The sequence below is a fragment of the Undibacterium sp. MH2W genome (assembly GCF_049340215.1).
In the GTDB taxonomy this organism is placed as follows: Bacteria; Pseudomonadota; Gammaproteobacteria; order Burkholderiales; family Burkholderiaceae_D; genus Undibacterium.
This window is the reverse complement of record NZ_JBMPPA010000001.1, coordinates 990,224-1,013,730: the sequence shown is the minus strand read 5'-3', so window position 1 is coordinate 1,013,730 and position 23,507 is coordinate 990,224. Positions and strand designations below refer to the sequence as shown.

The 23,507-nt window shown below is 47.1% G+C and carries 28 protein-coding genes; 4 read left to right on the top strand and 24 right to left on the bottom strand.

The features are described 5' to 3' along the window. The first annotated feature begins 8 nt into the window (after positions 1 to 8). On the top strand, positions 9 to 272 hold the full coding sequence (locus ACO0K2_RS04410; protein ID WP_423016079.1) for a hypothetical protein: 264 nt from the start codon (positions 9 to 11) through the stop codon (positions 270 to 272). On the opposite strand, the gene ACO0K2_RS04405 is transcribed toward ACO0K2_RS04410, so the two are convergent. The 24 genes from ACO0K2_RS04405 to ACO0K2_RS04290 form a co-directional block, all read right to left on the bottom strand. Beyond that, complete coding sequence (locus ACO0K2_RS04405; RefSeq protein WP_423016077.1) at positions 269 to 1,777, bottom strand: DNA circularization protein; 1,509 nt, start codon at positions 1,775 to 1,777, stop codon at positions 269 to 271. The genes ACO0K2_RS04410 and ACO0K2_RS04405 overlap by 4 nt on opposite strands. Next, a complete protein-coding gene (locus tag ACO0K2_RS04400; RefSeq protein ID WP_423016075.1) occupies positions 1,774 to 3,855 on the bottom strand; it encodes a hypothetical protein in 2,082 nt (693 codons plus the stop codon). Before ACO0K2_RS04400 ends, ACO0K2_RS04405 begins: the two co-directional genes overlap by 4 nt. A 108-nt stretch (positions 3,856 to 3,963) precedes the next feature. Further along, positions 3,964 to 4,284 (bottom strand): phage tail assembly protein, encoded by a 321-nt coding sequence (locus ACO0K2_RS04395; RefSeq protein ID WP_423016073.1) that lies wholly within the window; start codon positions 4,282 to 4,284, stop codon positions 3,964 to 3,966. A 2-nt stretch (positions 4,285 to 4,286) separates the two neighbouring features. After that, positions 4,287 to 4,655, bottom strand: coding sequence for a phage tail tube protein (locus ACO0K2_RS04390; protein WP_423016071.1), 369 nt, complete (start codon positions 4,653 to 4,655; stop codon positions 4,287 to 4,289). A 70-nt stretch (positions 4,656 to 4,725) separates the two neighbouring features. Continuing rightward, a complete protein-coding gene (locus tag ACO0K2_RS04385) occupies positions 4,726 to 6,207 on the bottom strand; it encodes a phage tail sheath subtilisin-like domain-containing protein (RefSeq protein ID WP_423016068.1) in 1,482 nt (493 codons plus the stop codon). After that, entirely contained in the window at positions 6,207 to 6,383 is a 177-nt protein-coding gene (locus ACO0K2_RS04380) for a DUF2635 domain-containing protein (protein WP_423016066.1), read from the bottom strand. Before ACO0K2_RS04380 ends, ACO0K2_RS04385 begins: the two co-directional genes overlap by 1 nt. 31 nt (positions 6,384 to 6,414) lie before the next feature. Then, on the bottom strand, positions 6,415 to 6,918 hold the full coding sequence (locus ACO0K2_RS04375; RefSeq protein ID WP_423016064.1) for a hypothetical protein: 504 nt from the start codon (positions 6,916 to 6,918) through the stop codon (positions 6,415 to 6,417). Then, complete coding sequence (locus ACO0K2_RS04370; RefSeq protein ID WP_423016062.1) at positions 6,915 to 7,241, bottom strand: head-tail joining protein; 327 nt, start codon at positions 7,239 to 7,241, stop codon at positions 6,915 to 6,917. Before ACO0K2_RS04370 ends, ACO0K2_RS04375 begins: the two co-directional genes overlap by 4 nt. 2 nt (positions 7,242 to 7,243) lie before the next feature. Then, a complete protein-coding gene (locus ACO0K2_RS04365) occupies positions 7,244 to 7,570 on the bottom strand; it encodes a hypothetical protein (protein WP_423016060.1) in 327 nt (108 codons plus the stop codon). Between the two features lies 1 nt (position 7,571). Further along, positions 7,572 to 8,621 (bottom strand): major capsid protein, encoded by a 1,050-nt coding sequence (locus ACO0K2_RS04360; RefSeq protein ID WP_423016058.1) that lies wholly within the window; start codon positions 8,619 to 8,621, stop codon positions 7,572 to 7,574. An 84-nt stretch (positions 8,622 to 8,705) separates the two neighbouring features. Continuing rightward, on the bottom strand, positions 8,706 to 9,119 hold the full coding sequence (locus ACO0K2_RS04355) for a head decoration protein (protein WP_423016056.1): 414 nt from the start codon (positions 9,117 to 9,119) through the stop codon (positions 8,706 to 8,708). A gap of 52 nt (positions 9,120 to 9,171) precedes the next feature. Further along, complete coding sequence (locus ACO0K2_RS04350; protein ID WP_423016054.1) at positions 9,172 to 9,798, bottom strand: hypothetical protein; 627 nt, start codon at positions 9,796 to 9,798, stop codon at positions 9,172 to 9,174. Between the two features lie 15 nt (positions 9,799 to 9,813). Beyond that, positions 9,814 to 10,677, bottom strand: a complete 864-nt coding sequence (locus ACO0K2_RS04345) for a S49 family peptidase (protein ID WP_423016052.1) — start codon at positions 10,675 to 10,677, stop codon at positions 9,814 to 9,816. After that, on the bottom strand, positions 10,677 to 12,302 hold the full coding sequence (locus ACO0K2_RS04340; RefSeq protein ID WP_423016050.1) for a phage portal protein: 1,626 nt from the start codon (positions 12,300 to 12,302) through the stop codon (positions 10,677 to 10,679). Before ACO0K2_RS04340 ends, ACO0K2_RS04345 begins: the two co-directional genes overlap by 1 nt. Continuing rightward, complete coding sequence (gene gpW, locus ACO0K2_RS04335) at positions 12,302 to 12,529, bottom strand: gpW family head-tail joining protein (protein WP_423016179.1); 228 nt, start codon at positions 12,527 to 12,529, stop codon at positions 12,302 to 12,304. Before gpW ends, ACO0K2_RS04340 begins: the two co-directional genes overlap by 1 nt. A gap of 41 nt (positions 12,530 to 12,570) precedes the next feature. Then, positions 12,571 to 14,568: a phage terminase large subunit family protein gene (locus ACO0K2_RS04330; protein WP_423016048.1), complete on the bottom strand. Its 1,998-nt coding sequence runs from the start codon at positions 14,566 to 14,568 to the stop codon at positions 12,571 to 12,573. Beyond that, positions 14,516 to 15,034, bottom strand: coding sequence for a terminase small subunit (locus ACO0K2_RS04325; RefSeq protein ID WP_423016046.1), 519 nt, complete (start codon positions 15,032 to 15,034; stop codon positions 14,516 to 14,518). Before ACO0K2_RS04325 ends, ACO0K2_RS04330 begins: the two co-directional genes overlap by 53 nt. A 115-nt stretch (positions 15,035 to 15,149) precedes the next feature. Beyond that, positions 15,150 to 15,821 carry a hypothetical protein gene (locus ACO0K2_RS04320; protein ID WP_423016044.1) on the bottom strand — a complete coding sequence of 224 codons (672 nt, stop codon included), beginning with the start codon at positions 15,819 to 15,821 and terminating at the stop codon, positions 15,150 to 15,152. A gap of 212 nt (positions 15,822 to 16,033) precedes the next feature. Further along, positions 16,034 to 16,372, bottom strand: coding sequence for a hypothetical protein (locus ACO0K2_RS04315; protein ID WP_423016042.1), 339 nt, complete (start codon positions 16,370 to 16,372; stop codon positions 16,034 to 16,036). 128 nt (positions 16,373 to 16,500) lie between these two features. Beyond that, the gene (locus tag ACO0K2_RS04310) at positions 16,501 to 17,085 is read right to left on the bottom strand and encodes a hypothetical protein (RefSeq protein WP_423016040.1); all 585 of its coding nucleotides are present in this window, start codon (positions 17,083 to 17,085) and stop codon (positions 16,501 to 16,503) included. Then, entirely contained in the window at positions 17,078 to 17,440 is a 363-nt protein-coding gene (locus tag ACO0K2_RS04305; RefSeq protein ID WP_423016038.1) for a hypothetical protein, read from the bottom strand. The genes ACO0K2_RS04310 and ACO0K2_RS04305 overlap by 8 nt, the downstream gene beginning before the upstream one ends. Positions 17,441 to 17,713: 273 nt before the next feature. Beyond that, complete coding sequence (locus tag ACO0K2_RS04300) at positions 17,714 to 20,578, bottom strand: DUF5906 domain-containing protein (protein ID WP_423016036.1); 2,865 nt, start codon at positions 20,576 to 20,578, stop codon at positions 17,714 to 17,716. Then, positions 20,575 to 21,015: a hypothetical protein gene (locus ACO0K2_RS04295; RefSeq protein ID WP_423016034.1), complete on the bottom strand. Its 441-nt coding sequence runs from the start codon at positions 21,013 to 21,015 to the stop codon at positions 20,575 to 20,577. The genes ACO0K2_RS04300 and ACO0K2_RS04295 overlap by 4 nt, the downstream gene beginning before the upstream one ends. Continuing rightward, on the bottom strand, positions 21,008 to 21,484 hold the full coding sequence (locus ACO0K2_RS04290; protein WP_423016032.1) for a YmfL family putative regulatory protein: 477 nt from the start codon (positions 21,482 to 21,484) through the stop codon (positions 21,008 to 21,010). The genes ACO0K2_RS04295 and ACO0K2_RS04290 overlap by 8 nt, the downstream gene beginning before the upstream one ends. An 86-nt stretch (positions 21,485 to 21,570) precedes the next feature. Between ACO0K2_RS04290 and ACO0K2_RS04285 the strand changes: the two genes are divergently transcribed. The 3 genes from ACO0K2_RS04285 to ACO0K2_RS04275 all read left to right on the top strand — a co-directional run bounded on the left by ACO0K2_RS04285 (position 21,571) and on the right by ACO0K2_RS04275 (position 23,412). Further along, complete coding sequence (locus ACO0K2_RS04285; protein WP_423016030.1) at positions 21,571 to 21,906, top strand: hypothetical protein; 336 nt, start codon at positions 21,571 to 21,573, stop codon at positions 21,904 to 21,906. 538 nt (positions 21,907 to 22,444) lie between these two features. After that, positions 22,445 to 22,972 (top strand): helix-turn-helix domain-containing protein, encoded by a 528-nt coding sequence (locus ACO0K2_RS04280; RefSeq protein ID WP_423016028.1) that lies wholly within the window; start codon positions 22,445 to 22,447, stop codon positions 22,970 to 22,972. A gap of 101 nt (positions 22,973 to 23,073) precedes the next feature. Beyond that, entirely contained in the window at positions 23,074 to 23,412 is a 339-nt protein-coding gene (locus ACO0K2_RS04275; protein ID WP_423016026.1) for a helix-turn-helix domain-containing protein, read from the top strand. Positions 23,413 to 23,507: the final 95 nt, after the last annotated feature.

Below are 23,507 nucleotides of genomic sequence, written 5' to 3'. Positions count from 1 at the left end.
AGATTTATATGATCAAAAGCATTGTTTTGACCCTTTTGTTTCAAGATGGATACCTCGGTGGCCATACAACCGCTGCATACTTCGCCACTCGCGAACAGTGTCAGAAGTTCGGTGAGCAAGTCGCCATGCAATACATCGGCTACGGTCACCCCACTACTTTTTTATGTGCGAAGGTACCAACTCCACCAAAAACGACGAGCGGTAAAGCCGCATCAAATCCGTATTTGCCACCCAAGCAAGAATACAAAATGCCAACTGGGGTCACGCCTTAACTCGCTAACGCATCGAAACTTACAGGCATAAACGCCGGATGAACCGGATCAGCCTTTGCAATCAGCTCATCCGATCTATTCGCATCGCGATATAGTCGCTGAGCCAATACCAACGATGGTAAAGGTTGATTTACATTAACCTGCGTCAGAGACGCTAAATTTGCCCCACGCACCGTCAAATCTTGTACCACTGCTGATCGCAAAGCACGAAAAGCCTCATACGTCGTATCCTGCCCCTGATTACCAGCAATCGAAATTTCTGTATCTAATAATTGAGCGATCGAGTTTTTCAAAGATGACGCATCATCGAATGACGTCGGCTGATACTTTGTCGATGCTTGCGCCATTGCTATCAACGCCGAACGTCGAAATAGATCTGACGATGACGCCGCCATTACTGCAGCAGATTGCTGCGCAGTCAATTGCCCGACCGATGCAACCGGATAAACTGGAACCGAAAGCCCTAGTGGGAGACTTGGAACAACATCCGCCAGGCCAGATAGCAGCCGCAGCGAATCTTTAGCGCTCGGCGTTGCAGATGAGACAGCCCAGGCGAACGCCGAAACAGCTGCAGAATAGTTGGCCACCGCTGCTGTAACGCTCGTCGAATAATGCCTATCGCCACCAAAAACTGCCATACCAGCAACCGCAGCATTCACGTGGTTTGCTGCTGTCGCTACGTTTTGCCGATTCACCGCACCAAGTGCAATCAAACCAGCAACCGTTGTCGCGCCCTTCGGGGAAGTTACAGTATTTTGACCAAAAAAACGCCCAAATTGCCCAGGTAACGACTGCACAAAGTTATATAGGTTTGTCGCGTCGTTCACGATTCTTTGTGCCGATCGCGTCCACGACTGTGCCGCATTCACCGCTTGATTGATTGCACCAACGCCCGACTTTAGTGCGCCCACAACTGAAGAAAGGAAGTCTTGAGACGCTGCAGAGCTAGCATCGGTCGCCGCTTGATTCACCGAATCGACAGTGGAGATTGTGGAATTCGGAAAAATCCGCTTTCCCTGTTCGATAAATGAAAAACTCAACTCGAAGAAACGACCCTTATCCCATCGCTCTACGCATGAGACTGGCTCCGCTAAGCTGACAGTCATCCGTCCAAGCGTCGGATGTATCAACTCCCCGCCTTCGATTGCCCCCACATCCTCACACGCCGCAATCAGTTTGTCGCGCCGCGCGATACAATCATTCCCAACAATGAAAGCATTAAACGCAACACGCCTCGCAGATCGACCTAGATCCTCCACCCATACTGTATCTCGGAAGGGATACTCATGAATAACGCCGCGACGCCCAAATTTCAGGTGTCCTTCAAAAACACCAAACTCAATACCCCGAAACGAGCCAGGGCGCAACTGATCCTTCCAAAATTGTGCCTTAGCTCCGAGTCCACCACCTAAATCCGCAATCATCCGATTGGCTACATTAACGCCGTTCCCAATCGATGAACTCAACGACTGAACACGTCCTAACGCATTGTCTAAATTACTCATGGTGTAATTCCCGTTGGCATTGTGTAAGCAACGCGCACCGGCATCGCGGTACCGCTAGCAGTTTTTGCAGTAGCCGACACGCCACTTGGCAATCCATGCAGAGTCAACGCAACCTCCATTTTTTGAGGACTCGCTTGTTGGCCAGGCATCCCGCCACCACCCAGCTGCGCTGAGACAGCTCTGTTTATCATGTCATCGCTAAAGCCTGATCCGTTTCCTTCATGCTTAACGATGCCAGATATCAACGGTGCAACGGTCCGCGAATCGTTGAGGTTTAGCTGTTGATCAGCCCCGAATCCGGTCCTTTTAACCATATCAGAGATATATGCTTGCGTATCATTTTCGTTCGATGGAGCCCACCGACTAATGATTCCCCGGATCGTATTAAGACCATGAAGTTTTTGCTGCGCCTGCAGATTTTGTATCGTTGCAGATAGCCCTGCTTCTTTCGTTGGAAAGACAGCATAACCACCACTATCCTTTGGCATATTCCCCCATGACCGCAAGTTGCCGGGATTGTTATTACGAATCCCTCGCGCATCCCCCGATTGTGCAGACGTCTGCACAGCGGATCCACGACCACTTACCCATGAATCCAAGCCCATCGCACGTAAAGCGGAGTTTGGGAAAAGCGACAATACTGACTTCATGCCACTAGCAAGGCTACCAATTAGCTTTTCTCCCGCATCATACAAATCAAAATCAAATAGCCATTTGCTGAGTGCGTTCATCTCATCGCCCACTATTTTTACTGGACTAAACTCCCAGAGGGCTTTAAGGATTCCACCAGTCCAGCTTTTGTCAAAAGCCGCTTTTACTCCAGCGAGTTTCTTACCAAAATATTCACTGATGCCATCCCAATTTCTATATATCGCATAAACCCCAACCGCAATGGCCCCAATACCTGCGATCACCCAGCCGATTGGCATGGCTGAGAGCGCCGTTCCTAATAATCCCAGCGTTCTGATCGCTGCAGGAATCGCCGTAGTAGCCAAGCCGCCAATTGCCAAGCCAAGATTGACTACGCTCGCGATCAGGCTTCCGTTCATCAAAACTACCACGCCGATAGCCGCATTCTTCCAGCCGCCTATAGATTCGACAACGTCATCAACATTTTTAGCCAACGCACGAAGATCATCGCCAATTTTTTTAAAATCTAGCTCATTCAACCAATGCGCGAGGCCTTCTACAAATTGAGCGACTTTCGTTGCGATTAAGTCTCTGTTTGCTGCAGTCCAAGATGTAAATTGCTCGATCAGTGGTTGCAGAATCGGCACCAGTTTTTCACCAATTGAGTTTTTTGTAGCCTGAGCTGCGATAGATAAATAGTCCAACGAGACACCAAATTTTTGCGCTGCTTCGATTGCTGGGCCATTCATGACACCGCCCAAGGCTGCGACTTTTTGTTCGTACTCTTCGATTGCTTTAGGTCCTTTACGGAGAAGCGGTAAAGTCGCCTCCAAGCCAAATGTTCTGGCAATCACGCCTTGTACTTGCGCATTTTTGATACCACTAATAGCGACCGACAGGTCGCGGAAGCCGCGGGCTGCATCGATCGATCCGTCTTTTGTCTTATGAATTCCAACGCCGAGTCGGTTCAAAACCACAAGCGCTTGTTGATTGCGACCAAACAGAGCATCTTCCATCGTATCGCCTAGGCTTTTCAGCCCCCCAGTGAGCTCTTGTGCACCGACCCCCACAACTGATGCCGCACCTCTTAAGGACTGTAGACTATCAACACTGATTCCAATCAAAGCGGATGAATTACTCACTTCGGAACCAAATCGTGCCCATTCTGTAGCAAGCGACGCAATCCCAGCGACCGTTCCCCCGCCGACAATAATCGACAACGGACCGAGCATAGAACTCAATTTGCTAGTCACAACAGAAGCAGACCGCCCGACATTTCCAATCGAGCGTCCCACCTTATCAAGACCTATTTCTCTTCCTAATGCGCCTAACGATTGACGGATACGAATAATAGGTTTCGTCAAGCGATCCATCGATTTATTGATTTTTCTGACTACAGCAGTTGCACGATCTATCGCTGATATCGTGATTTGAAAATTGTTAGCCATGATTCTCTCTTTCTGCCTTTGCCATTCGGATCGCTTGCTCGTTCCACCACGCTAGTTCGGTGTAAGTTAGCGACCACGCATCACGTGGTCCCCAACCATAAAACCGTGTTATTTCTGCGACGAGATCTCGCCAGTTTTCTGGTCTTCTTCGCCGATACTGCTCAAAAAATTTGCGGCCGCCTTGAAATCTCGTTGGCACATTTTCCCAACAGCCGCTAACGGCACTTTTGCAACTTGCGAAATCAGTGACATTACGACAGCTACGTCAGTTGCCGCACGAGATGCTTTTTCGACTTGATGCATCTCGGGTTCGCAAAGCTTTAGCTCTTCGTAGACAACTTGACCGATTTTTACTGGCTTAATCAACTTAATCGTTTTTTCATAAACGACCTCAACTTCATGTTCGATTTGATCTTCAAAGTCTTCCATTTTCACACTTCCTCAACGCTAAAGCCTTCCCACTTCACTTCAAAAGTCCCTTCGGCCGTTTTCACTTCTTGCGCCTCAGTAGTCCACATATTGCGTCCAACAACGGTTTTACCGTTTGCAAGTTCGCAAGTCACAGTAACGTTTGACATCGCATTAAAGCTTGCAACAGACAAGCCACCTGCATCTCGGATTGTTCCCGAGATAAAGCCTGCGTGAGGCTTTTCCGTGTAACCATGGACGCGATCTTGCCCAATCACGGTTTCGCGAGTGACTTTGGAAACGCTATATCCAAGATCACCTGCTAGCATAAATGTCTGACCATCGACTGATAAGTAAGCAATACCCGCCAGTCTGTTTGTTGTATCTGCCATTGCAGCTCCAAAAAAGAAAAAAGCCACCCAAATTCAATTGGATAGCTTTGATTGATAACAAATTCTGAGATTACTGGAGACGGAACTGAGCAAGCAAAGCAAAAATCCGCAATTGATTGATCAAAGTACCTGGCCACAGAACGTCGATTCTGTTTGGATTTTGTGTGTTTTGTTGGACGATTAAGTTTTGCTTAAACGCTTCACCATTTTGAACTAAACCTTGCGCTTCCAAGTTGCGATACGTCGCAATCAAATCTGCTCGAATCATATTCGGCGTAACCACATTTGCTCCGGCGCCAAAGCGTGTACCGTTTGCAGCCAGCTTAACGCGAGCATATTTCGAAGTCACGACTGTTTTCAATGCGCGAAGCACATACGCTAGCGTGAAGAGCGTCTCGATTTCAAGATAGCTATTGTCTGGATTACCAGCTGCATTTTTTTGATACGTTGTAATTGCATTCTCGATCGCAACTGTACCGTCATCCGCAACTGTGAACGTCGATATACCGTCATAAAGTAGCGTATTGCGATCTGTCAGCGCAAATCGGCTCTGAATTGGCGGAGCCAGTACACCTGGAATTGCGAGGGTTTGTAATGGCGTTGCAGGATCATTTCGCAAGCTCACCGCTGCAGTTGCCGCGAATGCCGCTGCCCAAATCCAGGCAGGCGTTGGACTATCGTTGAAACCTATAACCGACATATGAGCGTCATTACGACCGACACCAAATGTCGTCAACGCGCCGACCGTTCCACGGAATGCAGTGAATGCGTGACCGTAAATTTGATTGCTCCACGACCAGCGGCCTGTTTGATCATTCAAGAACGCCTGGAGAGCATTCAAACTGCTTGTATCGTTGTAAGGACAAACAATAAAATCAAATGACTGACTCAGTAAGTTTGATAAGCCAGTTGTCAAAGCAGGCGCTGTAGCACCACCAGCCATCGGTGTGATTGTGTAGGTCAAACCAACAGGCAACGTTTCGCCACCTCGCGTTCCAAGGTAGTTAAAGCGTAAATCAATGTCGTTACCACAAGGACCCTTATTGATTGCCGTGATCGTTACCGAGCTTGCCGTCGCTTGTGCAGTTACCGGAAGATTTGGCATTGCGTTAATTGTCGCCGCTAACGCAGTCGCAATTTGAGCAGTCGTTTGCGTTGTTAAGACCACCTGAGTGACGCGAACACCGGCAACATACAAATACAATGTGCCATTTGTCGTCGCTGGATTTGTCAACGCAATGGTACCACTTGCCGCCAAAGAAGACGGATCATCTGCTAATGGTAAATACCAAACTTCACCGAAGTTGTCTGCCAACCGATATGCAGCTGTTTCTAAGTGCAACATCGAACCAGGTCCACCGACCAAAGCCGCGTCTGCTACACCTTGTGAAATTACTGGCACATTTGGCACACCGGTCCCTGCCGACGTCATTTGACCGATAATCAACGTGCGTTGATTAATCTGACCAGTGTTTGCCTGCGAATTATCTGTCTCTGCGTAGAACAACGGTACGCGGATATTAGCAGGAAGTTGTTTAAATGGAATAGGCATTATTCATCTCCCTTTTTGACCTTAGTGGCTTTCGCAGTATCAACGATGACCACATCAACATCACGCACACGCCGATTCCAGTAGTCTGACTCTGGGACTTCACGCCCATCCTCAGGCAACAAGTCAAGCAGATCCGGGTCACGGATACTGAGACCTTCGCTTGGTTTCACAAACATAAATTCTCCTAAATAAATACCTTTTAAAACTTCAAGATAGTGTTACCTGAGGCGTAAATTCGACTGGGGAATAAAGCAATGTTGAATCGACAAACGAATCAAATTCCTCAACAATTTCACAACGCAACATCCACTTTGTACCCGCGAAATGATTGCGAGCTTCAGCCGTGATTTCAGTCTCTGTATCAACATTGACTTGCTGAACCAATTGCATGAATGCGCTGCTGGTCAAGATTGCTTGCTCGATCAAATAATCAAGCTGCTCGATCGCATCTTGCGCATCTGATCCGGAATTTGACATGACGCGGGATTCCAGCTCTAACGTAATGATTGACGTATAGCACTGTGTCCCACGTCCGTTTGGCTCTTTACTCGTTCTCGATGATCTCAACAAAATACCAGGTAATGTATTTGTCTGAGAAACCCAATCCCCCGGACTTTGAATCGAAACATCGGTGTCATTTATTTGGATTTTTGCATTAACAATCGCATCTAATAATGCTTGCCGTAATTGCCGTCGTGCAGAAATACTCATGACGCACTCACAAAGTTAAGTTCCAGCTTCACGCTACCATGGCCATCCGTATCGACGTCTTTGACAACAAATGTCTCTCCGGTACGAACAATCTTTACTTGATCTCCTTGCATTGGGGCATTTTGAAATAGCAAAAGTCGCCCACTGACAATCGGCTTTGACGTATTAACACCCATGCCATCCGCCAGAGTCATATCTTTATTTGCCTCGTCGTAGACCATGTTCATTTGGTAAGACGAACCGCCCATCGGTAAATAGATGACCGGCTCACCAAATACAGCTACGACTGGAGCAAGTAATACCTTGTCCCAGTCGATTGCCATGGTTACTCCTCAGAAGTCTTTACAGCAACGTCCTCTGCAGAAGATTCAGCATTATCCTGATCATCTTGAGACGGATCTGCTTCCTCTAGCGCCTTTGCGCCGGCGCCCCGAGTAATTTTGACCTTAGGGATACTTGTGTCCTGCACTTCAACATCAAGCAGATCAACCAAAAATCCTTTACTTCGCAGATCAGCAATCTCGTCGGCAGGCAATATGACTGTGTCACCAGGAAGATAGACAACACCATCGATATCTACTGAGCGAAAACGAGCGACAGTACCACTTCCCTTTTTGCCGTTTTTTACGACTTTGGTTTCATTGGTCACCATCTCAGATCACCGTTGCCGCAAAAGAAGCATTGACACGAGATGGGATGACGATCGGCGAAGACTGCAACATCAACAGACGTTGCGGAGGATCTTCTTCTACCCACGTTTTCGGTGCATACGGGAGTGCTTGGTAATTGAATTTAGGATCCATGATCTGACCAAATGCACGGGTACCGAGCAGATCAGCACCAGACATGATCACGGTTCCATCAACTAACATTGGTTGCTCAACGTTGTTGTCGTCAACATACCAATCGTTATAGAGCCACAGATCGTATTGGCCCCAACGCCCCTTATAAACAGCCCCTCTGGCAATCGTTGCACCATTATTGATGTTGTTGCCAGATTCCCCCAACTTTGGATAAATGATCGCACCAGTCAAAGCAGGATCTTTAATAAAGCCAGCCCATGCACTTGTGGTGAAAACAATATCAGTAACGACAGCGCCTGACTTTTTCAAGATCTGCGTCTGCCATACTTCCAAGTCTTGAGCAGGTGTTGCTGTACCAGCGATCACGTTTGCTGGCAGCCATTTGTTAGTACCAGTTTTTGCGACTGTCAAAGTCGGATCACGGCCAAAGTCGACGACAACGGTTGGATAACCATCTCCCTGGATTGTTACTGTTCCAGTTGACAAAGCAGATGCTGCCATCCATTCAAGACGTCGATCAAGAATATCGAGTTGATCAGTCAACTCAGCTTCCAAATTTGCCATCTCACGCTCTGCACCTGTCATCGATCCGCCAATCGTTTCGCCGATCATCCGGCGTACAGGCTTACGTAGATCTGGAGCGCGCTTGTCTTTGATATACGCAGGCTTGAACTGATTTGTCTGAAAACGACGTTGCTCAACTAGCTTACCTTCGACCAGAGGAGACACGAACGGAGACATACGGCGTTTCCCGATATCGACGTCGATCGATACAAATTCGGTATCACTCATTACGATATTCGGGAAAAAGCGGTCAAGCAAAAATTTCTGTGAGCGCTTCAGGTTTGGTACGACTTGAATCAACGCATTCGTGTCGTAGATAAATGTATTGTTCGGCATTCTTACTATCTCCAAAAAGAGAAAAGGGTAAAAAAAATCCCGCAAAAAGCGGGATTTTGTTATCGATGTAAAACGCTTAGCGTGTTAGCTTGGATCAGCTGCGCTCACTGCGTTTTTCAAGAAAATCGTCGATGAACGGAAAGCTGCTTTCAGCGCGGCCAACGTCCAGGACGGGTCAAACGTCAATGCATTGCTATTGAATTCGCCCGTCAGATATACGCCAGCACTGACTGGCCCTAAGGACGCATCTGCACCGTCAGCAAGAATTGCTGTCGGCACCTGACTACCATCGTTCGCAGTTTTTACACTTACGACATAATTTCCTGTAGCCGCTACTTGACCAAGTACGGTGCCGCGGATCAATGTGCCAGCAGCGAGAGTCACTGTATCACTGACGATTTTGAGATTACCCGCGATCAGTTGATCTGGGTTATAGATATCGGCGGATACACCTGGCACCTGCAGGTTGTCACCGATGTTCACTGCTGATAATGTCATGATAGACCTTTCTATTGAGAACAAGAAAACTACTCAGTAACTACCTGGGTAATTATTTTTCGCCACGCGCTTTTTTACCTGCCGCCAAAATTTGCTGTGCAAGGGCTTGCGACGGATTTGCAGAAGGAGAACCTGCATTCGCGCCAGGATTTGGCGTCTGTACACTTGCCATACGATTTGCAAGCGATTTTTTATCAGCCGTTGCACTGCCACCCTTTGCCGCAACCTCTAACATTGCGATTGCTGAGGCACTAGACATATTTGTCGTAAATGCCAAATGTGCTGCCATATCAGGACGAATTCCTGCAGCAGGAGAGGCGAAAATTGCAGCGCAGCGAGCACGTTCCGAATTTCGAGCAGCTTTGACTGCTTTTGCAGAGTCATCGTCATCTGCTTTTTCAGAATCATCATCGTCTTCTTGATCATCGTCGTCAGAAGATGCTTTTTTGCTCTTTTTCGATTTTTTTGCTGGCTCTTCGTCTTCTTCGTCATCGCCATCATTATCTTCTTTGTCCAACTCTTCCATACGCTTTGCATAGTCTTCATCAGATTCGTCTGCGCCTTGCTTACGCTCGTCATCTTGATCATCATCCTGAGCTTTCGCAGCACTTAAACCGAGTAAATGCGCAAAGGGTAAGGCGTTAGACAAGCGACGTGTCAGGTTTGCATTGTTTTTCATAGTTCCCTCAATGGATTAATTAATTTCGGCCAGCAAGGCGCGAAACGCTGCGTCGGGAGCCAGTACACCGTCCGCCAAGCCCAGATTGACACCTGCGGCTCCCATATACGTGGCGGCTTGCGTATTTCGGACTACTTTGGCCGAAATATTTCTGTTGCGGGCGACTGTTGATACGAACAATTCACCCATTTGGTCGATGTCTTTCTGAAAGCGTTCTAGTGCTTCACCGGATAATGGAATCTCCGGATGCCCATCCGCCTTACATTCACCGAATGTGATGAATGTCACTTTATAGCCAGCGGAGGTTAGCGCTTTAGACCAATCCATGTGCATCCAAATCACACCAATACTCCCCACGCCACCCGTGCGTGGAACGTAGATTCGATCTGCAGCACTTGCAATCGCGTACGCCGCACTAAACGCTGATTCATTTAGAACCGACCAAATCGGTTTTGTGCCGCGCGATTTATAAATTGTGTCTACTAAGTCGAAACATCCACTTACCTCACCACCAGGACTATCGATATCAAGCATAATTGCCTTGACATTGGGGTCAGCAATTGCAGTGAGAAAATTCTGTCGGATACCATCGTAGCCAGACATTCCGGAAAATGGCCGAAGCGTACCCAACTTTTGAACCAAAGTTCCGCACACAGGAATAATTGCAACACCCCCAACAAGGTCATATCCAACCCGATTGTTACTCCCGGGTTCAGCAAAACCGTATTTATCCTCATCGTCCATCATCCGCACGCTGTTCCGTGAGATTTGAGACAGACCTAATCGATCTGATAACGCAGCCATGATGACTTCGGCTTTGCCTGGATGAATCGCTAACGGGGTATTGAAAAGCCGTTGCGCTAAAAATTCAAATTTCATTAAGAAGCCTCCGGTTCATCAATTGATTTAGTCGCATCGAAGCCGGCGGCCCACTCAGGCAATGGAAGTCCTAGCTCTTTGAATCGAGCTACTTCAATCGCACGTTGTGCAACCGTTTCACGCCAATCAACACCGCCCAACTCCGCAGCTTCGTCTTCCAGTGTTGTGAGTGCAGCATCCATGCCGAGAATGGAACCTTGCCGCTCTTTAACCGAATCAATAACGCCCCGACCTGGACCCATCCATTTCGTTCTTGCGTATGCTGCGCGGTATTCTGAAAATTCGGGAGCACCAGCCGGCAACGGCAAGTCATCGATTTCCATCGCCTCTTCAGCAAAGACGCAAACAATTTGCTGTCCAAAACAAATAGCGAAGTTATTTCTCCGACGAGATAATGTCTTCCAAGCTTCTAGCATCGCACCGCGCGCAGAGCTGTAGTTGACATCACTCCAGTCGTTACTCACTTGCTGAGCCGACAAGCCTGCGCCAGATGCAACGTTCCGTAGCACCGCACTCTCAAAATTATTGAAATTGGCGTTAGGGCGCGAGGCAGTTACTGCATTGATCTTCTCGCCTGGGAACAAGATTGGCATGCGTGCACCGCCCAACTTAATACGACGCTCGTCGTGAAAGTTGGTCCGCTCAGTTTGATATGCTCCCAGTTCATCTCCCTGCCCCATCGCCATCTGCACAAGCTCAGGATCAAACGGAGATTCGATATAAGCAGCAAAAATTGCGTTAATGATCGAAGCGTCTAATTCTGCACCGTCATATTTGACGAGCATTTTTAACCTCTGAAGCACTGGTGCCAAAATTCCGGCGCCGCCGCGATGTTGACCAGCACGCTCATGATCAAAATCATGGATCACTATTGGGCGACCCCAGCTGGTTTCACGCTCAATACGATCCCAAGTCATCGACTTAGCAGCGCTAAAGTAATCGCCTTGATGCGCTCGCCGAATATGATATGCAACCGCAGCATCATATTCATCGACTTCTACGCCGCCGCGCAGCGTATTGCTATCAAATCGCAGTTGTGGATTGGATAACCGATCAGGATCAACCATCTGAATAGCAGTCGCATATCGCGCTTTGCCGGGTCCGAGACGTTCTGGGAGCCAGTGCGCAATCGCAAGAGCATCACCATCCACAATTTTGTGTCGAAACCCGAGCCACATCATTTGAGCGATCGTCAAATTCCGCTGTGTATCGCAATAACGACCGATATCTGTGGACCATGTACGATATCCCGCTTCAAGCGCTTGACCGAATTCCTCTGCCCAAACATGATCAAATGCTTTGATACCGGTATGTGCTGCCAGTGATTGCCAATCCGGCTTGAAGATGGGCCTGAAATTTGCACCAATCGCATTGTCTAGGGTACGTGTGACAACACCAGATGCCCATCCATCATTACGCACCATGTCACGTACACGCGACACAATCGTGTCGCGGTACATATTGAGATCACCATCCGGCGATCCGAGATAAGGCGACCACGAGGCCATATGATCGCTAGATCGATCAGCTGCGTCGTAAGGGACGTTACTATTACCAACCAACATCGATGGCCGACGCTCGATCGGCAAGCCGTTAGCGTCGAGAATAGAAACAGGATTTTTCATCAGAATCTAAACCTCATAGGCCTGCGCGGTTGATTAACGATGCCAAGTTGAGCCTGTAGTTGCTTAATGAGCATAACTAGGTCGGCAATATTTGCACGTGTATATGTCACCGCACGTGCCCCGTCACCTTGTGTGTATGAAAAGGACTCACCCTTCGCGCCTGTCGACAAATCCAGATAGGCTTGCTGTGCATTGGCTAATGCAGTTTGAAGTGCAGACGTCTGCATTCCTGCAAAAATGCTAGTTGATCGGTTGTACATATTTTTTCCTATGCGAGTCGTCTGCCAAGGTTTTTCGGAGTTGCCTTTTCTTCCTTGATGACTTTGACAAAATCGGCTTTTGTTTCGAGCTGTTGCTCTTCGATAACTTCAGGAGGTGGAGCAAACATATCGGCTACCGCGGGACAGACGGCGCTTTCAAGTTTCGCCCACATACGATCGGTGTATTTATGCAGATCGAGCGTGTGCGCTGCAAAAAGCGAATAGACGGTGCAGTCAAGTACTTCATTTCGCTGCTGCCGCTTAACCCATCGGTACTGTTCACCGTGTGCTGTTTTCTGCAGAACACGAACTTCAGCAGTCAACTGCTCATAGAATTCTTTTGGCAGCGCTGCTGAAAAGTGCATGAAGCCAGGGCCGGGGGTTTCTACTTGCAAACGACCGTAGATCAGATCCTTAGCAGTGTCTGTACCCACCATCCAAAGGCGAACACCACGCTTCAAGACACTACCTTTAACGTTGACGTCTTGCAGGCTGCTTCGACCCTTGACTGGCTTACCTGGTTGACTTTCGCCCTTGACCGCGTAAATTCGACGACGTGATCGAGTTCGACAGAAGTTGTACGACTGATGTGTAAAATGACCACCAGTGTCGATTGCAACAGCTTCAATACCTAATGACTGACCACCAGCATGCTGGAATCGCTGTTGCAGATACGGATCAAGCTTCTCCTCCCAATCCCTCTCATCCGCAGGATTAGCATCAATAACATGCCAATCAACTACCCATCCCTCTTCCCCTCGTCCTGTAGCCCAAACGACGATCTCGAACCGGTTTGACTGCACGTCGACGCCTGCAGTCAAGATCAAGCCGCCCATGGGGACTGTACGAAGCCGATATTTCTCAGCACGCTTTTCAAGCGAATCGACCTCAGTTTTCTCGACTTCTTCTTCCCACGTCTCACCTAAGGTCGTATTCGTGAACGTCTTTAACTCGCTGGTGTCGCCGGCACGCGCTTTGGTTACCGAACCAAGATAATCACGGACGATTTGCACCCACGTTGCCTGTGGGCTGTATGCTGTCCACACATGAAATGCTACAGCTCTCGGGGGTACGATGATTTGATCATTGGTGTCACGAAACTTGCCGTCATCATCGATCCACGTGCCATCATCAGCAATCCATCTGCCTTTCTCCCAAACGCTAAGATAATCAGCTTGGTTGTATAAACCGCCGCAATGCGGGCAAGCGTGACCGACTGTCTCAGGATCCCGATCAATCCATTTCATTCCGTAACGCTTGTCTTTGCCTCCCCATTGAAGCGGATGGCGTTCGTCGCAGAGCGGACAAGGAATGCAAAATAGAAAGCGCAAATCGCACTGCTGCTCACGCGCTTCAATTCGGCTAAAACCCTTCAGTTTCGGGGTCGATCCCATGATGTGCTTCGGGAAAATTGCCCCTTCGGTACGCTTGCCCGCCAGCTTGTCCGGGCTACCTTCCTTTTCAATATCGATGTCAAAACCATCTAACTCATCGAGAATGGCCACATCAACAGAAATCCGGCGATAACTACGTGCGGCCTTACCGCCTTTGATATATAAACGCGAGCCGAGAAAGACCTTGGCGCTCAACGTGTTACGTTTATCGTTCCCCTTCCCAGTAGGAAAGACTTCTTGCATTGCTGGGACGTCACGGAGCATCGTATCGAGCTCCACCTTGACGAATTCGTCAGCATCATCGTCAGTCGGCTGCCACACCGCTTGGTTGCGTCTTTTGTGGTGCGCAAAGTAGCCAATAGCGGCAACTAGCATTTTTGTATAGCCAACACGTGCCGACTTCTTCATGACGACGACTTCAATGTCATCATTGCCGAAAGCATCCATGATCGCGTTTTGAAATGGGTATGCTTTCCAAGCACCCTCTACGTAGGATGATTCCGCGCTAAGGTAAAAATTTTCTGCCGCCCACTCGCTTAAGCGCTGTGGCACCGGCGCTTCAAGACTCTTGAGCCCACGCCGGATCGCTTTCTGAATCGAGAATAGATCCATCGGTCTCATCCGTCTCAAAGTTGGCGGTCGCAGCAATATTGCGTGCCTTCGTTATTTCAGCGACCAAGATGTCGAAATCCTCCCGCGCAAGATTTTTTGTGCGACGTTTAATTTCAATCGGAATTGCTTCAAGTACAGCAGCAACTTTTCGTCCAACTGTTGCCAGAGCGAATTCCAACGTAGCAATAGGAGCGAGCTCACGTCGAGTGATCGCGTTTTGCATTTCGATTCGCTCACGTTGTACTTTTGCAAGAGCTGCACGCTCAGATGCCAAATCAAGATCACCGGCTGCCGCGCGACCTGCTGCTTGCTCACGAATGTGGGCGCAGTAGTCAATCAACCAGATATTGCCTGGATGTCCAGCCGCTAAAATTTTTCGCTGGACTAAATCACTCACAGCTTGCTGACTGATACCAACCAGCGCACCAAATTCTGACTGGGTTAGTGACTCAGACAGATTCACCATACAACCCCCTTACAAAATATTTTTGAGTAGAGAAAGATCGGGACGCGCAATGCCCGTGGCAAGGAGGGGTCGGGGAAGGACCCATCGTTTTTCCCGCAGGCATTCTTTAGATCGCTTACCGTGCTGATGCCATCGCCTTAGCAAGCGCCTTACCAAACTCTGCTTTGAAGGTAGTGTTGACGACCTTCTGTGCGCGTGTACGATAGCCAAGATGCTTTTTGACTGGCTGTGCATCCCCAAAACGTATCAGCAATTTCAATCGTCCCGTCGTGTTTGAACCCTTTGCAACTTCCGTTCTTCCGCGAAACTTAGTATCGACTCGGATAATCGGTCGTTGCCAAACTCCGTTGATCACTTCCCCTTTTTTTGTTTTAACAGGTCCAATAAAGATATCGCTTCGGTTTTTTAGTTGCGCAATTAATCGACGCGGTATGTTGCCGTATTGATTCTCTTGAACGTTTTTAGGATTAAGTAACGCTTTACTGTTTAACTTCTGAAGACCACCAAATTCATACGGTGCTAGATACGATGCCGCTATATCGTTAACGTAGACAATTGCTTCCAAATTGTTTTTACGGGCCGCGCGAACACGAATCGAATTAATCGTAAATGGTGTTGGCCGATCAAATACACGAGGCAACGCTGCCTTCTCTGCGGCTTGCACATTCTTAGCGATCGCAGTCAGTGCATTGGACGTTGCGAATGGAACTTGCTGTTGTGCGAACGCACTCAGCTTCTTTTGAATTTCTTTGATGTTCGATCGAATTGAAATATCAGCAAAGGCCATAGCATCAACTCTCTTTACAAAATAATATTGCTACTGATCCTGATGCGAGAAACTATCCTAATACTACTAAGGATTATCCGTAGCTGCCATTAGCCATAATTTGGCTGCTTTCATGGGGTTCGTTTCAAAATGTTCATTACTTCTGCTGACTGTCCCGCCTTGGCAGTTCCCAATCATGGTCTTTTATCAATCGGCAGAAGTAAAGATTTTAATTAATCTTCAAACTTAACAGTGACTGCTTTGCGCACCCAATAATCAAACTTCTCTGGATCGGGCTCACAACGAGTGATCCGGCTGATGACTGCTACTTGCAAGTCGATTACCGCCAAAATAGCGGAGCAATCATCATGCGCATTAATTCCGGTTACAGCGTCCGGAGACCTTAAAGCTGAGTAGGCCTGGTATCCATCATCTTGTATATTCAAGGCTAATTTATCGACTAATGGATTGCCAATCCAACCTACGCGATGCATCGGGCTTATGCCGTCACTTGCCACATCCTCGCTAAGTCCGTTCTTCGGATGTCTGACGTCAGGATAAATTAGTTTCAAATGAATTACTTCATAAGCGCCTCACGAGAAGTTTCGAGGAAAATTGAGCGTAAACGAAAAAAGCCCCGAAGTGATTCGAGGCTTTATTTTCATCGGACGTGTTTCTACACCCTTTTGAGGTGAGAAAATCAGGCACGTTTCCGGCGAATTAAGTTGTGATCAATTTCTTGAAATTGAGATTGAATTATAACTGGCTTTTTCCCAGATTCAAGCACATGTTTCAAATTTGACTTTGCACGCCACAAAATCAGATTTAAATTCTTCATGCCTCTTAAATGAAGCTTGCGCCGAATAATTGCATCAGGAACCCTATCTACGTAACGCATTTTGAGTGAGGTTTTCTGTTGATAGTCAACCATACACGACCATACTCTTTCAATAGCCAATGCATCTTCATGTGCTGCCTCGGAAAATACTTGGTTCTCAATCTGTTGTAATACGTTTTCTCTTTCAATAACGCCGCACGCGATTGCAAGTTGCCTTTCACGATTATTCCGATTTTCAATATATTTTCTTGCCCAGAATGTGTCAGCACCCCCAGCACCCGTATATTTTGCATCCGGATTCGTGATGCGTCCCCAGTTTATGAGTCTCGATTCAAAGTCCAAGTCAACCAAATCGATTGCCGACTTAGAGACTGGCGCACATCCCTCTTCAACAAAGCCGGATCGCACCAGTTCGCTTTCTAGGACTTCAGACATATCTTTACGCATTGTATTTCGCCTCTCTCAAAATTTTACGTAACAACTTCGCACGTTCTCTTGCTTCCTCGTGATCTTGGTCATCCTTCACTTCAATCTCAATTCCAATACTGCTTGCAAACCCTATCGCGTCGATCATCCATTGCGGATCGCTTCGCACACATTGGCCAGCCTCGTTCCAACCAATGATCGATGTAGATGAAGTATCAAGAGCACCAAAGGTTCGATGATTCTCCATAGCGAAAAAATGACCTGGTTCACCTGCCATCGCTTTTCTCAAAAGAACATTCACCGCATCGTTACCCATCTGCTTACGAAGACGATCAATTCTTCTTGCTGTTACTGGCATCAATTTCTTCAAATCCATATCGCTGCCCTCAATCAATAACTATCTAAACTGTCATTAAAGTGTCAACAAGATAAACCCTTTATTTATGCGGCTTTGTGGACACTTTGGATACTTTAGATAGTTCAAATTAAAAGTTATAAAAACACTTGTACAAAAAATTACGCAAACCTAATTACTAAAAAAATTACGAAAACGAATCAGTGGAAAAAAGTAACTGTTGATAACCTCCAAACTGTCCACAAAACCGCATGAATAAACGATCTAGCTAAATTCAAACTATCCATATAACTGTCAATCTGTCGATGCATTAGTGTCCATACGCGTTCGTCGATATGCATCTAGATCTTTTTCAAAGAGAGCTGATGAAGCATTGATCCATGCTTCACGGCTCTTACCTTCAGGTGGGTCACCGACCCAATAACAAACGAGTTGACGCTTGGATGCCCCAAACGTGACGTTGACTGGTGACGTTTGCATCTGGCTTCCCGCTACCCGCTTCAGATCGCGCCCGAACTTGCTTTGGCTTGGCGGGAATCTCTCACCGTGAAGCGTGCACCAGCGTAAGAAGGCGTCATACAGCTGCTGCGCCGTGCAACTAACAAAAGGGATAGGAATATTCTGCGATGACCAATCATGAAAGAACCGCTCGGAGGGAGATAATCCGAGCTCGATCAAGTCGCGCTTCGCTTCTGTCATGATTGGTTTTGTGTGTGGATTGAAGTCACCAATGTCGAGATTGAGAAGAAAATGATAAAACGCCTCGTTTCCTCCATTCTCCATTTGATCTGCAACCTGTCGATAGAATTCAGCCGACTGCTTTGGTGGAGTCCATACAACCAGGTAACGACGATCAGACTTGTCCAAGGCAAGAGGTTGCGTTTCATTGGAGAGAAAGGCGAAATTGATGTGATTTCTCTCTTCACGCTGACTAAGATTTTTCGGATTGATCGAGATCGTCTCATTCGCTGTGATTTGCTTTAGACGACCTTTCATCTGACGCATTTCAGCTCGCGTAACGACCTCATCGCAGACCATGAAGAGTTTCTGTGATGCCCACTCATTGAACTGAGACTCGATCTCTTGATTGCCAATCACGCCAGCATATTTGCCATAGATTGATTTAATGCACTTCTCAAAGAACAGGTTTTTACCTGACCCTTCGTCACCGTGCATGATGATCGCACTGGCCATTTTTGCTCCGGGGTTTTGCAAAGGATACGCAAGCCAGCACAAAATCCACTCTGCAACCTCATCATCACCACAAAGATAGCTAAGCAAAGCAAGAATCAAATCACAGCTTCCTTGCTTAGGCTTCATTGCGAAGCCATCGAAAAGGTTCAAGCTTTTTTTCGGATCAACCGAATACGTCGGATCAAAAACAACCATTTCACGTGGCACCATCTTTCTGTCTTTGAAATTTAACCAGGCTTTGACGACGTCATTCGTGAATGCCAGGCGCAAAGGGTTGATCTTGATGATTTCCCTTCGCTCACCATCAAAGACTTCGTCTGATCCGTAAATCAGAGTGAAGTTGTTGATTAGTCTTTCGACTTTATCCCAATATTCACCGTCGAATTTAGAGTTTGCCCCCTTCCCCCCTTTAGCGGACGCAGGCTTTTTGTCATCGTCTTTCAATGTTATCGATAGACGCTCAGGACTTGAGAGCCAATGGGTGTACGTTTCCTTACCAACAGCCGCCACAAACGCCGCTTTTTTGAAGCGTAATTGATTGACAGCGTCCCATACGTCGGTGCTTCCCAACACTAATGCGTGAGTTGCGAGTATTCGTTCCAGTGAAAATGCTGCCATACCCACATCTGGCTCACTTTCACTCAAAACGTTCGCAATCTCGTTGCTACGAGGCGCTCCAGCCTCGCTGCATATGATTTTCTCTTCTCCTTGCTTCGCTTGCGAAGCACTGATTTTTTCTGCCTCTCCAAGGGGGCGCGGGGGGGCATTGGAAAAATCAGTGCTTCGCGATGAAGGGGGTAAGGGGGAATCAGAATTTAGTGCTGCTATCGCAGCATTGATTTGTGAAGATACTGCGCCAAGAGATTGCTCGACGTGCAGGTCATTAAAGTCAGTCCACTTCTCACCATTTCGATCCGCAAACAATGGAGTGACGACCGACGCATTACCGACTTCTTTCGCTGCTGCTGTACACAACGATACACCAGCATTCTTATAAGTGTAGTGACGAGAAATTCGTCCTTTCCGCATATCAGCTTCAATGTATTTAATGCCGTTTGCATCCGCACGCCACCACGCTGTGACAGATACAGTCTCACCGTCGTTAGCGACAACATCATGCGACTCGCCGTCTATCGCGATAGATGCACAACCAGCTACGTTAAATTCCTCGCGCAGGCGCTCGATGAAACGTGGAAGAAGCAAGTAGTCGTCATCTGCCAAGAAAAGCAAATGCGATTTTGGATAGTTTTTACGCAATTGACGTGCAACGTGAATCAGATTGCCAGCATCAAACGCTGCAACAAAAGGCAAGCCAGTCGCAAGACGTACCGAAGCGCACGTCGCATACCCTTCGCCAATCGCAATGACCGACAGATCGCTAGCATCAAGACCGTAAGAAAACCCGACACCAATCTTGTCCATACCCTTGTTGTAAAGCTTCTGCCCCGTCGCGTCGATTTTTTGACATCCCATCAAGCGCGTCCCAGCTCCGCCTTCTGACCACATCGGAATCAGCAATTGTCCACGGTCATTTTCACGAACTCCGTAGGGCGGTACACGCTTTTTAATTAAATATTCATGAGGATGTGATGTCTCAACGTCACGAGCATCAGCCCACTGATTCTTTGCGCGGTTCGCAGCAAGATCGATCTCACGTTCGCGATCAGCACGCTCTTTCTTCTCATACTCACGCTGCTTTCTGACATACTCTGCACGATCAGCTTCAGTCATTTCTTCTGCATCGACTTTCACAGGAATCGTGTTTCGGTTTTCACCTTGAAAGAAGCCAAACGCACCGGTCACGACGTTGCGACCTGACTTTAGTGTCATTTCACGCAAGATATACCAAGCTTTTTTTTGAGGACCAAAACGCTTGTACTTACCGTCTAAAATTGGATGACCGGCTGGCAGTGGGGGCAATCCTGCGGATGCCATCTGTTCAACTACTTGACTAGCCGTCGTCATTCAATGACCTCACCACTAGGTAATTTTCGAGTAGATCCCATCAAGGATGGAATGCGTAAATGATCGTCAGACCCTGGCCGAAACGGTGCTACCGCACGGTGTTTTGCAAGATTCAACTCGCGTGTCGGTTTATAGTTGCGGCCGAGAGCGACGGTTCCGACGTATGGCTTAGGTGCGGGAAGTAAGTGCGAAATATAATGCGCCGCATACTCTTTTCCCATCGATGTCGCTTTGAAAGACAACCCGCCAATGATGTGCACATAACAAAGATCTTGAAGCGGTATTACAACCTGCGAACGAAATGCTTTGATCGGCTGCTGTTCTGGTTTCAGATGCGCCATGATCTGTGAAAACGTCGCTTGGCCACCTAATTCAACAATCCGACAAATCGCGATATGCGCCGCCGATCCTTGCCGAGGTCCGTAATTTTTAGCCATGTTTTGCCTCCTGGGCTGCCTTCGTTTCTTGGCAGTAGAACGGCTTCAACAGTGCGCGAAATTCCATCGTCGTACGATTTATACGGTCGATCACATCGTTAAGACGCATCTGTTCTTTACCTGTCAGAACATGATCTTCCATCGCCATTCGAAATTCTTTAGATAGCTCACCAACTTCTTCAACGAGCAGCTGAAATTTGGCCGTTGCTATTTCTTCACTGATATCACCAACGTGTGGCAATTTCACAAAAACACCGCCAGATTCCATTGCAAAAGCTTCAGCAATCGCTGTGGTATTTGTAAACGATTGCATCATCAGCGCAGTTTGAACGGTTAAATCTTGACCTCGACGTTCGTATATACGATTCTCTAAAGCATCACGCGTCATTCCTAGCGCCGAAGACATCGCATCCCAGCCGCCTGGAAACGCACGTATTGTTTTTAAGTACGCCTGTCTTAATGTGATCACAACGTTTCTCCCAATCTTGTGATTTATGAAATTCTGTCGATATTTAGCGGTTAATATTTGAATTAACCGCGAAGAAGGACAACCCTATGAACAATAAAAAACTTACCCAGGATGAAAAGTTTGAGCTCGACTCATATCTCAACAACTTCATCAAAAATTCTCGGCACATCAACGGAATGCTCGACAACCAGCGCATCGCGATCGCACAAGCTTTCGGCATCATCATCCGTGCCCTGGTAAAACATGATTCGAGCCTGATACCGGTTTTGCTTTCAGCAATGACAGAAATCGAATCGAAAACATTTACTAGTGCAAGTCTCGATGGAGAGAGATCCCTAGTCGCTCGAGCGATTCGCGCAGAGCTATTCCAAACTTCAAACGCTCAAGAAGGACAAGTGCCTCTGGGCAATTTTCACTATTAGAAGAACATTGATAATTAGATTGGCGAAATTGATTTAACAAATAGCGCTCGATGTGAGATAGCTCGTTGAAAGTCTTTGGGTGTCGACATGCCGCTTGGGTTTGTTTTATTTCTTGCATAAATCATTCCCCCTCGCCCAGACATACATCGATCCTGATGGATTTCATGCTTAGTTCAATCGCAAAGGATCGAAAGTCAATGTCCACGCTCGTATAGCTTTTACTACCGAAGAATTTGCTCGTTTTACTCAGCAGGTGATTAAGAGCAGAGGTTGTCATGTGTGTTACTCCTCTACTCTTACAAAATAGCTATAAAGTTTTTCAATTGTGCTTTCGCGTGGATCTTTAGTTGATCGATAAGCTATTTTATAAATTGTCTTGTATGGAACATTTGACTCTTCTGCGATACGCCGCCAAGCGCTCGGCATCGCACTTCGCAAGTTGCGCACAACGAAAGCTGTTCTAGATTCATTTTGAGTATTCATGAATAAATAATATCCCACAAATGGGATTTCAACAATACCACAATTGGGATTTATTATGATTCATAGTATCGATATGGAAAATAAGCAATTAATTGGCGAAATACTCGCGGAAAATCTGAGCCAGTTAATGGCAACTAGCAGCACCCTCAATACTTATGCAAAGGTTGCGAAACGATCTGGTATAGGGAAAGGGACTGTAGAGCGAATCAGCAAGTACCAAGTTTCGACATCAATTTCAAACTTGGAAGCGCTAGCTGAGGCTTTTAACGTCTCTGTGGCAAGCCTTATTACTAAAGGCGCGATCACTGAAAAACCAACATATCATCCAGAAATTGAAGCAGTTGTTTCCTTAATGCTAAAAACTGACGATCATGGAAAAGTAAGAGTGAGGTATGCAGTTGAAGACGCTATGGCTCAATATTCTTTAAATAAGAGAATTATTGACAATAGCGATCAAGATATCGAAATTGCTATTGCTGGGATCAAAGACCCAGTGAAGAGAAATGTTTTGCAGCAAACGCTTGATGCAATCAAATCCACATCGTCTGAATCTACCACACCAACCTTTAAAAAATCAGCATAATCTATGCTGATCGGCATAATTTAAGCTAAACTGCATATCTCGTATGCAATATCTGTACGCAAAAGTATTATCCGCGAATGGATATTTCAAGCAGATTAGACATGGCAATGAATGCCGCAGCCTACCGCGACCAAAGTGAATTGGCTCGCGCAGCGGGCATATCGCAATCAACTGTCAATAGAATTTTAAGCGGACGCGCAAAACATCCAGATGCGCTTTCATTATTCAAACTTGCGAGGGCATGCAACGTGTCTGTCGAATGGCTGGTAGCTGGTGAAGAGCCTGAAAAGGTGAGTGTTGCCCTTGCATACATTACAGGCAGAGAAGCCGAACTGCTTACTATGTATAGATCAGTTAGCGAGCTCGGGAAAAAAGTCATTTTCAGCGCAGCGGAAACCGCTTTACAACTTGATCCCCCACCAAACCAGGAAACTGAATAACTTTTCCATTCGATCTGTCTGGAAATACGTTCTCTAGGTTCGTAACTATCCCCAACGCATATCGTCTACCCTCCTCACTTAAACGATGAAATATG

What these genes read in the sequence shown, in the direction of transcription:
- ACO0K2_RS04410 (WP_423016079.1), top strand. Translation starts at nt 9, where the DNA reads ATGATCAAAAGCATTGTTTTGACCCTTTTGTTTCAAGATGGATACCTC.
- ACO0K2_RS04405 (WP_423016077.1), bottom strand. Translation starts at nt 1,777, where the DNA reads ATGAGTAATTTAGACAATGCGTTAGGACGTGTTCAGTCGTTGAGTTCA.
- ACO0K2_RS04400 (WP_423016075.1), bottom strand. Translation starts at nt 3,855, where the DNA reads ATGGCTAACAATTTTCAAATCACGATATCAGCGATAGATCGTGCAACT.
- ACO0K2_RS04395 (WP_423016073.1), bottom strand. Translation starts at nt 4,284, where the DNA reads ATGGAAGACTTTGAAGATCAAATCGAACATGAAGTTGAGGTCGTTTAT.
- ACO0K2_RS04390 (WP_423016071.1), bottom strand. Translation starts at nt 4,655, where the DNA reads ATGGCAGATACAACAAACAGACTGGCGGGTATTGCTTACTTATCAGTC.
- ACO0K2_RS04385 (WP_423016068.1), bottom strand. Translation starts at nt 6,207, where the DNA reads ATGCCTATTCCATTTAAACAACTTCCTGCTAATATCCGCGTACCGTTG.
- ACO0K2_RS04380 (WP_423016066.1), bottom strand. Translation starts at nt 6,383, where the DNA reads ATGTTTGTGAAACCAAGCGAAGGTCTCAGTATCCGTGACCCGGATCTG.
- ACO0K2_RS04375 (WP_423016064.1), bottom strand. Translation starts at nt 6,918, where the DNA reads ATGAGTATTTCTGCACGACGGCAATTACGGCAAGCATTATTAGATGCG.
- ACO0K2_RS04370 (WP_423016062.1), bottom strand. Translation starts at nt 7,241, where the DNA reads ATGGCAATCGACTGGGACAAGGTATTACTTGCTCCAGTCGTAGCTGTA.
- ACO0K2_RS04365 (WP_423016060.1), bottom strand. Translation starts at nt 7,570, where the DNA reads ATGGTGACCAATGAAACCAAAGTCGTAAAAAACGGCAAAAAGGGAAGT.
- ACO0K2_RS04360 (WP_423016058.1), bottom strand. Translation starts at nt 8,621, where the DNA reads ATGCCGAACAATACATTTATCTACGACACGAATGCGTTGATTCAAGTC.
- ACO0K2_RS04355 (WP_423016056.1), bottom strand. Translation starts at nt 9,119, where the DNA reads ATGACATTATCAGCAGTGAACATCGGTGACAACCTGCAGGTGCCAGGT.
- ACO0K2_RS04350 (WP_423016054.1), bottom strand. Translation starts at nt 9,798, where the DNA reads ATGAAAAACAATGCAAACCTGACACGTCGCTTGTCTAACGCCTTACCC.
- ACO0K2_RS04345 (WP_423016052.1), bottom strand. Translation starts at nt 10,677, where the DNA reads ATGAAATTTGAATTTTTAGCGCAACGGCTTTTCAATACCCCGTTAGCG.
- ACO0K2_RS04340 (WP_423016050.1), bottom strand. Translation starts at nt 12,302, where the DNA reads ATGAAAAATCCTGTTTCTATTCTCGACGCTAACGGCTTGCCGATCGAG.
- gpW (WP_423016179.1), bottom strand. Translation starts at nt 12,529, where the DNA reads ATGCAGACGTCTGCACTTCAAACTGCATTAGCCAATGCACAGCAAGCC.
- ACO0K2_RS04330 (WP_423016048.1), bottom strand. Translation starts at nt 14,568, where the DNA reads ATGGATCTATTCTCGATTCAGAAAGCGATCCGGCGTGGGCTCAAGAGT.
- ACO0K2_RS04325 (WP_423016046.1), bottom strand. Translation starts at nt 15,034, where the DNA reads ATGGTGAATCTGTCTGAGTCACTAACCCAGTCAGAATTTGGTGCGCTG.
- ACO0K2_RS04320 (WP_423016044.1), bottom strand. Translation starts at nt 15,821, where the DNA reads ATGGCCTTTGCTGATATTTCAATTCGATCGAACATCAAAGAAATTCAA.
- ACO0K2_RS04310 (WP_423016040.1), bottom strand. Translation starts at nt 17,085, where the DNA reads ATGCGTAAAGATATGTCTGAAGTCCTAGAAAGCGAACTGGTGCGATCC.
- ACO0K2_RS04305 (WP_423016038.1), bottom strand. Translation starts at nt 17,440, where the DNA reads ATGGATTTGAAGAAATTGATGCCAGTAACAGCAAGAAGAATTGATCGT.
- ACO0K2_RS04300 (WP_423016036.1), bottom strand. Translation starts at nt 20,578, where the DNA reads ATGACGACGGCTAGTCAAGTAGTTGAACAGATGGCATCCGCAGGATTG.
- ACO0K2_RS04295 (WP_423016034.1), bottom strand. Translation starts at nt 21,015, where the DNA reads ATGGCTAAAAATTACGGACCTCGGCAAGGATCGGCGGCGCATATCGCG.
- ACO0K2_RS04285 (WP_423016030.1), top strand. Translation starts at nt 21,571, where the DNA reads ATGAACAATAAAAAACTTACCCAGGATGAAAAGTTTGAGCTCGACTCA.
- ACO0K2_RS04280 (WP_423016028.1), top strand. Translation starts at nt 22,445, where the DNA reads ATGATTCATAGTATCGATATGGAAAATAAGCAATTAATTGGCGAAATA.
- ACO0K2_RS04275 (WP_423016026.1), top strand. Translation starts at nt 23,074, where the DNA reads ATGGCAATGAATGCCGCAGCCTACCGCGACCAAAGTGAATTGGCTCGC.